The 5,875-nt window shown below is 32.5% G+C and carries 7 protein-coding genes; 2 read left to right on the top strand and 5 right to left on the bottom strand.

Annotated elements, in window-relative coordinates; translation table 11 throughout:
• Window positions 1-228 precede the first annotated feature (228 nt).
• Window positions 229-1,287 carry a hypothetical protein gene (locus tag BD31_RS09655; protein WP_008297609.1) on the top strand — a complete coding sequence of 353 codons (1,059 nt, stop codon included), beginning with the start codon at window positions 229-231 and terminating at the stop codon, window positions 1,285-1,287.
• 233 nt (window positions 1,288-1,520) lie between these two features.
• On the opposite strand, the gene BD31_RS01800 is transcribed toward BD31_RS09655, so the two are convergent.
• From BD31_RS01800 to BD31_RS10560, 5 genes are all read right to left on the bottom strand, one after another.
• Window positions 1,521-2,039: a hypothetical protein gene (locus BD31_RS01800; protein ID WP_100222175.1), complete on the bottom strand. Its 519-nt coding sequence runs from the start codon at window positions 2,037-2,039 to the stop codon at window positions 1,521-1,523.
• 2 nt (window positions 2,040-2,041) lie between these two features.
• A complete protein-coding gene (locus BD31_RS01795) occupies window positions 2,042-2,317 on the bottom strand; it encodes a hypothetical protein (RefSeq protein WP_008297600.1) in 276 nt (91 codons plus the stop codon).
• 113 nt (window positions 2,318-2,430) lie between these two features.
• Complete coding sequence (locus BD31_RS01790; RefSeq protein ID WP_008297608.1) at window positions 2,431-3,309, bottom strand: cation diffusion facilitator family transporter; 879 nt, start codon at window positions 3,307-3,309, stop codon at window positions 2,431-2,433.
• A gap of 30 nt (window positions 3,310-3,339) precedes the next feature.
• Window positions 3,340-3,954, bottom strand: coding sequence for a hypothetical protein (locus tag BD31_RS10565; protein WP_008297613.1), 615 nt, complete (start codon window positions 3,952-3,954; stop codon window positions 3,340-3,342).
• Between the two features lie 379 nt (window positions 3,955-4,333).
• Entirely contained in the window at window positions 4,334-4,885 is a 552-nt protein-coding gene (locus BD31_RS10560) for a Vgb family protein (protein WP_008297604.1), read from the bottom strand.
• A 143-nt stretch (window positions 4,886-5,028) separates the two neighbouring features.
• On the opposite strand from BD31_RS10560, the gene BD31_RS01780 reads away from it, so the two are divergent.
• Window positions 5,029-5,757 (top strand): winged helix-turn-helix transcriptional regulator, encoded by a 729-nt coding sequence (locus BD31_RS01780; RefSeq protein WP_008297598.1) that lies wholly within the window; start codon window positions 5,029-5,031, stop codon window positions 5,755-5,757.
• The last annotated feature ends 118 nt before the right edge of the window (window positions 5,758-5,875 follow it).

Genomic DNA, 5,875 nt, shown 5'->3' with positions numbered 1-5,875 from the left:
AGTGACTGTCTTTTCTTCCATCTGATACTGATTCAAGAAATTGGATAATCTTGTTACATCTCCAAAACCTCTGAATAGTTTTGCTTTAAGTGCTAGTTTATCATTCACCATTTTTAACATATCATCAATTAATGATATGAGTATATAAACACATGATTTTATAATTTAAAAATCACCAGATAGTTTAAATTTTAAAAAAAAATGAATCTATATGATTTGAGGAGTTCTGTGTTAACTGGAATCTTAATTTTTGCTATTGCTACAATTTCACTATCGTTACTTTCTGAACAAGCCATGGCTCAATCCATGATGAGTCCAAAACAGCAGATGATGATGGGAACAAGTCCAAATCAAATCGTATGTGCTGATGGTAAGGTTCTCATGATGAAACATATGGGAATGCCTGCATGTGTTAACCCTTCTACATATTGGAGATTAGCAGATAGATCTTGGGGAAATTTTGATACGGAACTTTTAGCACAGAATCAAAACTACATGCAAGGGGTGATGGGAACTATGATGAACCATCCGCAAATGTCTCAATATATGCATGATTGGATGACGGATAATCCTCAACACATGCAAACCATGATGGATTATTGGGTGCCACAGATGGCACAAAACAATCAGTGGATGATGAATATGATGGGCCCAATGATGAATGATCCTGAGCTAAGTAAACAAATGATGAACTACATGATGATGAATCTGCAGATGATGGACAAGATGAAATCAAATCAACAGTGGATGGAAATGATGCATGGTGGCTCTATGATGAATAATGGGATGTATCATGGAATGATGATGAACGGAACCATGAATTGTCCTTGGTGTCCATTCATGCAGGATTCCATGAATCAAAGTATGATGGGAATGGGATGTGCATGGTGTCAAAGCAATATGGGTTATGGAATGATGGGGCAAGGTATGATGAATAATAATATGATGATGAACCAAGGTATGATGGGAAACAACATGCAAAGATCTACCACCGATAAATCTACAACTACTCATGGATGGATGATGCAAAGTCCTCAACACATGCAAAATATGATGAACTACATGATAGGTGATCCTCAATCAATGCAGACAATGCATGGAATGATGATGCAAAGTCCTTACCATATGTATGGTATGATGAATAACATGATGGAACCAATGATGAGCTACATAATGGATGATCCTCAAATGCAACAACAAATGATGAATCATATGATGAACCATCCGCAAATGATGCAACAATGGATGAAAAATCAGACATTTATGGATCAGATGACTAGTCCATGAAATTTCTAACCATAATTGTTTTGGAATCGAAGAAAAAGTAATTTTGTGGTCACCTGAAGGTAGCGGTACAAGATGGATAGAATCCCTAGAGCAACTAGATGAAGTAGAGGGTCCTTGAAGATAGAGGATTGCTTTTGGCATTGGAGTGCTAATGAAATCTATGCGGATTTGAACCTAAAAGTCAGCAATTAAAAGAAAAAGTCAATATTTCTTATGTTAAATTATAGTTAGGGTTAACATGTCAAGTTCTCTTCACCATTTAACATATTCCAAAAATCAAATGCAGTGTACTGGTCTGACACTACATACGGAATCCCAACTATCGTTGTTTGAAATTGTGTTACCACATCCATCTTTCTAGGATCGATTCTAATGGTATTATCACTTCCACTAAACAAATGATCAAAATGCATGAAAAGAGTTTGGGAATATTCTATTGATTCTGAAACATATTTTCCGTCTGCTTTTAAGATTGAATTTGGCATGATTATTTCTGAATCAATAACATAAGTGCCTAAAAGTTCTTTTTCAAAATAAATCAATATGTCTAACTCGTTATAATTTGCGGGAATCAAAGAATTGTTACAGATATTGATTTTACTATCAACAGCATATAATGAAAAAAACCTAAAAAGATTATCGATTCCTCCAAATTCAAGTTGTTCTAAAGCATAGACATTCAATAATGAACTTCCTACTGTACCAATTATGATTATAATTGCGATAAAACCAATTATTTTGTGTTTTTCCATGTTCATCTAGTAGGATTCATCAAAATAGCTCTTTCTTTGATCTTTTTATCGTATATTCCAACTATGACATCTCCTGCTTTTGCGTCACATGGACCAATATTTACAGAGAATCCATCATAGCTTTCAGCAATACATCCATCAGCAGTATTTGCAATGATTTTGACTTTTTCAGTCACCTCATCAGGTGCAACATACCATGTAAGATACCCAAACAATGAAACTGCTACTCCTACTATTGCAATTACAAGAAAAATTGTAAACTTTGAATTTTCAAACAATATTCAAAATAGAAAAAACCAGTATAATAATTACAAACATGTTTTATGGTTGTACTAATTCAATATTTTAAACAGTTTAATTTTCTAATAGTTATTGAAGAAAAATATTGTAATTAATCATCAAGATCCATGAATCCATACTCACTTTCTATCTGGATGGTACAATGAGTTATACCAAATTTTTCTTTCATTTGCCAATTGATCTTTTTTAAGATTTTATCTGGTTGATGTAATGCATCTTGTTTTATTTTTATGTGAACTGTCATTGAAAAAAGATTTGAGGTTAATGTCCATATATGCAGATCGTGAACTTCTACAATTTCACCTATATTCAAAAGATCTTTTGTTACCTCTGATACCTTGATCTCTTCGGGGGTTCCTTCCATGAAAATATGAAGACATTTCTTACACAATACTATTCCAGAACGTAAAATAACTAATGCAATGCCAATACTTACAACCACATCAACTATAAAGTAACTAGATATCATCATTATTACTGCACCTACTATAACCCCAATAGAAGAAAGAAGATCACCCAATACGTGAAGATAAGATCCGTGTACATTCAGATTTGAATGACTATGTTTTTCAAGTCTTTTAGCCATTATGATGTTGGCAACAAGACCCACACTAGCAAAAATTACCAGTATTACTGTGTCAATTTCTGGTGGTTCAGAAAATCTTTTGTTGGCTTCTATTACAATGAATATTGATGTCGCAATAAGTGAAATTCCATTTACAAACGCTGCAATAATTTCCACCCTATGAAATCCAAATGTGTGTGTTGACGAGTGTTTCTTTTTTGCTATCCTAAAAGCAACTAATGAAATTCCTATTGCTACAAAATCTAACATTACATGAAACGAGTCAGCGATAAGGGCTAGACTGTTTGATAGTACACCTCCTATAAATTCAAATACAAATAACGATACAGCTATTACAAAAACAATACCGAGCTGTTTTTCTATATCTGAATGTGTTTTGGTCAACTAACACCTGAGTATAATTTCATATAAAAATTAGATAACCCTGATTGAAACATAAGAAGATACTGATATATCTTGAAGTTGTGTGCCTAATAGAATTTTGTAATCTCCTTGATGTGCTTTTTCATCAACGATTACCAAAATAGGTATTTGAATTATTTTATCAGTAATTTGCGTTGATTCTGGGTTTGTTTTGATTTTAATTAAATCTGAATTTGTATTTCCTGATAAAACTAAGTCTATATTTTGATTAGACTGTGGAATCACAGTAACAAAGATTTCTTTTTGCTCACCTTGTTTTATCATGATCTCCTCTTGTTCTACTTTTAATGATACAGGAATTGTGACTGAAGTATCCAATACCCCAATATTATTTTCAACCCATTCTGTAAACCATACTTGATCATTTTTGAAAGTAAATCCGAAGCTCTGAGATAATCCACAGTCAGTCATATCCCCACAATCTGACCAACTAGGATTTTTCGATGGAATATCGTACTCTATTAATGATTCAGAATTTGGATCAAACACTGCCAATCTATTCCCAGTCTGCTGATTAAACCACATATTTCCATCTGAATCAAATGCATTCCAGTAAGGACGCGTAATTGGTGTTTTAATCAATCCTGACGCATTACCATATGTCAAAATTGATGGATTTGATGTGACAAATTCTACTACTTTTTTATCATCTGGACTAAATTTGTAAAACGAATTTCCTGCAGTATCTGCTATCCAAACATTACCAAAAGGTCCAATAGAGACACCATTTGGTGCTTGAATTGAATTAGGAAGAGAATATTGTGTTACTTCTTGTGAGATGGAATCTATTTTTTAGAAGAAGTTGCTTCTTTTTTGATATTTCCATATTACAAACCACATATTTCCATCATTGTCAATAACTGCTTGACTGGTGAAGAATCCTTCTGGAATTGAAATATCAGAATTGGTAAACTGACCCTCATCCAATTTTGTGTGATTTATTACAACAATCCGACTACCTGTAAAATCATTAATTACAAAAGTGTCATTGTAAAGACCAATTTTTTTGAGGGAATGATTTTTTCATTTTACCTTGAATTTCAAACTTTGAATATGTTTTTTCAGGAATGGAAAATTTCCACAAGGACCCATATTTTTCATCGGTAAACCAAATTTCATTATCCTGTGTATGTGCTATTCCCCACATCATTGAGGCACTATTCAATGACCACGAATTGTTTGGATATTCTGTAAATTCTTCAGATTCAGGATCAAATGCTGCCATGTTTCCAGTATTTGTTTCAGTAAACCAAATTTTACCTTCAGAATCTGCAATTATAGAAAGTGGTTGAGTACAAGGAGTAGGAATTTTAAATTCTCTTATGTATTGATTTGTTTTTGCATTTGAACTTCCACAATGTTGTTCTCTTTCATCAAACGTGTATTTGTCTGCAGGAGTTCCTGTAATTTTTATTTCTGATTCTTCTGAATGCTCTTTTGTAGCCTCAGATGAACCATCAAGTACTGTTAATGTAACTACTAAAATTATCAAAAACACCATACCTATAACAAAGTAAATTGGTTTTGGTTTTCTCACATATCAAATTGATTGTAATCGGTTATAATTGATGAGTATATTTTACCATTGTACTAATCAAAAAGGTTTTGTAAATTTATTCATAGTTTGACTTTTCAAGAACGGCTTACAACTTATTAAAAACAAGAGGTTTGAGATAATTAATGGAGTCTAAAATTGATTTTCTTAACGACAAATACGCTAAATTAATTCTAAAATCCACATCTGTACCTAAACCTGCCAATGATATTAGTGAAGAAACAGGCATTCCACTTGGTACCGTTTATAGAAGATTAGAAATTCTCAAAAATGCAGGATTTTTACAGGTTGCAGGTCATATTGAAGATGGTGTTAAAGTGAAAACTTACCATAACAAACCTAAACGATATCATATATCCAATCCAAGAATTTCCTTTCTTTTAGAAATAATTCAAAAAAATCCAGCCATTTCTTATAGAGATATCCAAAAAATATCAGGTTACCCATTCGGCACATTATCAAATTCTCTTTCAAATTTACAAAAGGATTCTAGAATAATTGTCAAACGCTCTTCAAGAAGAACCCATTACTTTCCATCCCACACTCCTCCTACAGAATTCCCAGTGTTAATCAATCTCCGAAAAGAAACTGCAAAAAAAATTATTATGTTTCTAGTAGATAACAAAAATGGTACTTATTCCGACTTTAAAAAATGTACAAACAAAGCACCGTCCACAGTATCTCTCACTTTAACTAACTTGGTTGAAGAGAAAATTATTAAACGAGTTTCTGGATTCCAACCTCATTTTGAATTACAAGATGTTCAATTTGTACAAAATATTTTGGCAAAAATAACACCAAGTAATATTGATAAAATGAAAGATAGATTTGCTGACACCTTTTCTTATTTTTAATCTGACCTAAAAATACCTATAACGAAAAAGGACAACATTGTGAGAATTAAACCGTGTGTGATGTAATCGTGGATGCTATATGTACTCTGGAAAAATGGATATATTAAATTAATTAGTG

Origin of the sequence: Candidatus Nitrosopumilus salarius BD31 (assembly GCF_000242875.2) — an archaeon.
GTDB classification, from domain to species: domain Archaea; phylum Thermoproteota; class Nitrososphaeria; order Nitrososphaerales; family Nitrosopumilaceae; genus Nitrosopumilus; species Nitrosopumilus salarius.
Note: the sequence above shows the minus strand (reverse complement) of the source record. Positions and strands in the feature narration are given on the sequence as shown.